General features: G+C 62.9%; 3 protein-coding genes and 1 pseudogene. All 4 read right to left on the reverse strand.

Annotated features, from left to right (window positions below; translation table 11 throughout):
* A partial coding sequence (locus AC2VNK_RS01985; protein ID WP_486882618.1) for a YifB family Mg chelatase-like AAA ATPase occupies window positions 1-944 on the reverse strand: 944 nt, incomplete at its 3' end.
* 3 nt (window positions 945-947) lie between these two features.
* Window positions 948-1,211, reverse strand: a complete 264-nt coding sequence (locus AC2VNK_RS01990; RefSeq protein ID WP_271779367.1) for an accessory factor UbiK family protein — start codon at window positions 1,209-1,211, stop codon at window positions 948-950.
* An 11-nt stretch (window positions 1,212-1,222) separates the two neighbouring features.
* Window positions 1,223-2,410 (reverse strand): FAD-dependent monooxygenase, encoded by a 1,188-nt coding sequence (locus AC2VNK_RS01995; RefSeq protein WP_486882620.1) that lies wholly within the window; start codon window positions 2,408-2,410, stop codon window positions 1,223-1,225.
* Window positions 2,400-2,622, reverse strand: a pseudogene (locus tag AC2VNK_RS02000) (FAD-dependent monooxygenase); the annotation flags it as partial. The pseudogene AC2VNK_RS02000 and the gene AC2VNK_RS01995, both read right to left, overlap by 11 nt.

Raw genomic sequence — 2,622 nt, forward strand, 5'->3', positions numbered from 1 at the left:
ACTTCCAATACCGCACGGGGGAACTCGGGCATTTCGTCCAGGAAAAGAATACCGTGGTGCGCCAGGCTGATTTCGCCGGGACGCGGGTGCGAACCCCCGCCCACCAGTGCCGCTGAAGAGGCACTATGGTGGGGGCTACGGAACGGGCGTCTACCCCAATGGCGAATATCAAAGCCGCTTCCTTGCAGGCTGTGGATGGCGGCTACTTCCAGTGCCTCGCTGCGGCGCAGAGGGGGCAGTAAACCGGGCAGCCGCGCCGCCAGCATGCTTTTGCCGGTGCCCGGCGGGCCGGACAGGAGCAGGTGATGGCCGCCTACCGCTGCGACAATCAGCGCCCGCTTGGTCGATTCCTGACCGCGTACGTCACGCATATCGGGGTAGGGAATGGCGGATTCCTGGGCCTCCGCATCGGAGATGACCTCGGGCAGGCGATCCGTGCCGCGCAGGTGGGCGACGGCTTCTGCCAGATTCGCGCAGGCAAAGACTGAGGTGCTTTGGGCGAAAGCGGCTTCCTGGGCATTGCCTTGCGGCACCAGAATGGCACGATGGGCTTGTCCCGCTGCCAGTGTGCTGGAGAGCGTGCCCGTCACCGGACGCAGGCTGCCGTCCAGCGCGAGTTCGCCAATCATCTCCAGTTTTTCCAGTGCGGTCGCAGGAAGTTGCCCGCTGGCGGCGAGAATACCGATAGCCATGGGCAGATCGAAGCGGCCACCTTCTTTGGGCAGGTCAGCGGGGGCCAGGTTGACGACCATACGCCGCGCCGGGAACTCAAAGCCACTGTTCTGAATAGCCGAGCGCACCCGGTCCCGGGCTTCCTTGACCGCCGTTTCGGCGAGGCCGACGACAGCAAAGGTAGGCAGCCCGGGACCAAGATCGCATTCCACGGTGACGCCCGCCGCCTGCACTCCGGTAAGGGCACGGCTATGGACTATCGCCAGCGGCAACGCTCAGTCCTTGCTGGCGTCTTCGTCTACAGTAGCCTTGGGTGCCAGGGCATCGACGCGATCTTCCAGCACAGCGACCCGCGCGGCGAGGCGGGAGAGCAGTTCCTGCTGCACATCAAATTCATCACGAGTGACGAGATCCAGGCGATCCAGCGCATTGGAGAGCATGGCGCGCGCCTGTTTGTCTACATCTTCCTTGACCGTCCCTAAACGGGCGATGGTGTCGCCAATGGCGGCGGCGATATCGTCAGCAATACGGTGTTGCATCTACAGTCTCCTTAAAGGCCCATGGCCTGACGGATGAGAAAACGTTTGACCGGAGCGATCGCCCCCGTCCCCAGCATCCCCAAGTCGCGCAACCGGGCGAGACCGCGGCTGTGGTTGGAGAAAAGATGACTGAGGGCGCCGCAAGTCAGTACGGTGACGAGATTATCAGGCCGCCGCGCACTTTGATAGCGACGCAGCACGGCGGCTTCTCCCCAGTCCTCATGATGTTGGCGGGCTGCGGTAATGACCTTCATCAGTTGTTCAGCATCACGAAATCCCAGATTCACCCCCAGGCCGGCCAGCGGATGGACGCCATGGGCGGTATCCCCCAGCAACACGCTGCGTTCACCGACGTAACGGCTGCTGTGCAGGCCCGCGAGCGGATAACTGCCGCGTCGTCCGATGTGTTGGAAATGTCCCAGTTGCGGCCCGAAGGCCTGGTACAGTTCGTGGAGAAACCGGGCATCATCCAAGGTCATCAGATGCCGCGCACGGGCATGTTTTGCGCTCCAGACGATGGAGGCGCGGGCTTTACCATCGGCATCGTCGCTCAAGGGCAATACTGCCAACGGGCCGGTGGGGAGGAAGCGCTGATAGGCGACGTGGCGATGGGGTTTTTCAATCCAGACCGTGGCGGTAATGGCATCCTGCCCATAATCTTCCCGGAAAACCGGTGCCTGAATGAGCGTTTTGCGCAAAGACGACTGCCGACCCTCCGCAATAGCCAGCAAAGTGCCGTGAGACTCCGTCCCCGAGGCATCGGCGGCGTACATGGCTTTGCTGTCGGCAAAGGCACTGGTGATTTCCCGTCCGTAATGAATGTGTAGCCCGGCATCTTCCAGCGCAGCGTGCAGGGCTTGTTCCAGGCGACGATTCTCGACAATATGCCCGAGCCGATCTTCTCCACCTTCTTCGGCATCCAGATGAATACTGCCCGAGCCTTCCCCATCCCAGACCCGCATGCGTTCCACGGCACTGCCCAGCAACGCGAGATCGATGCCCAGGCTGGCCAGAAAACGTCCGGACCCGGTGGCGATTAAACTGGCGCGATCAAAGGGATCCGCCGCCGCGCATGCCGCGGCGCTGCGTTTTTCAAATACCGCAACGCGCAACCCCGCCTGTTGGGCTGCCAAGGCGAGGCTGGCACCGACCATGCCGGCGCCGGAAATGATGAGATCGTAGCTGGCGCTAGCCGACATAGGTTCCGCCCACAGCTAAATCCGGGATGGCGCTTTGCGCCGGGAGATGAATGCCAGCCAGCCGCGCCGCGAGTTCCCGCTTCCCCAGCGGTATCTGATCCAGTAGCGCCAGAGCCGCGGCCCGTGCCAGGCGCAGCGGCAGACGCGGGCTGCTGAACAGACGGTTCATCGTCTCGGTAAAGGCGATGGTTTCCAACCGGTCGCGGCGACGG

The sequence above is a fragment of the Acidithiobacillus sp. TH-A35 genome (assembly GCF_057473505.1).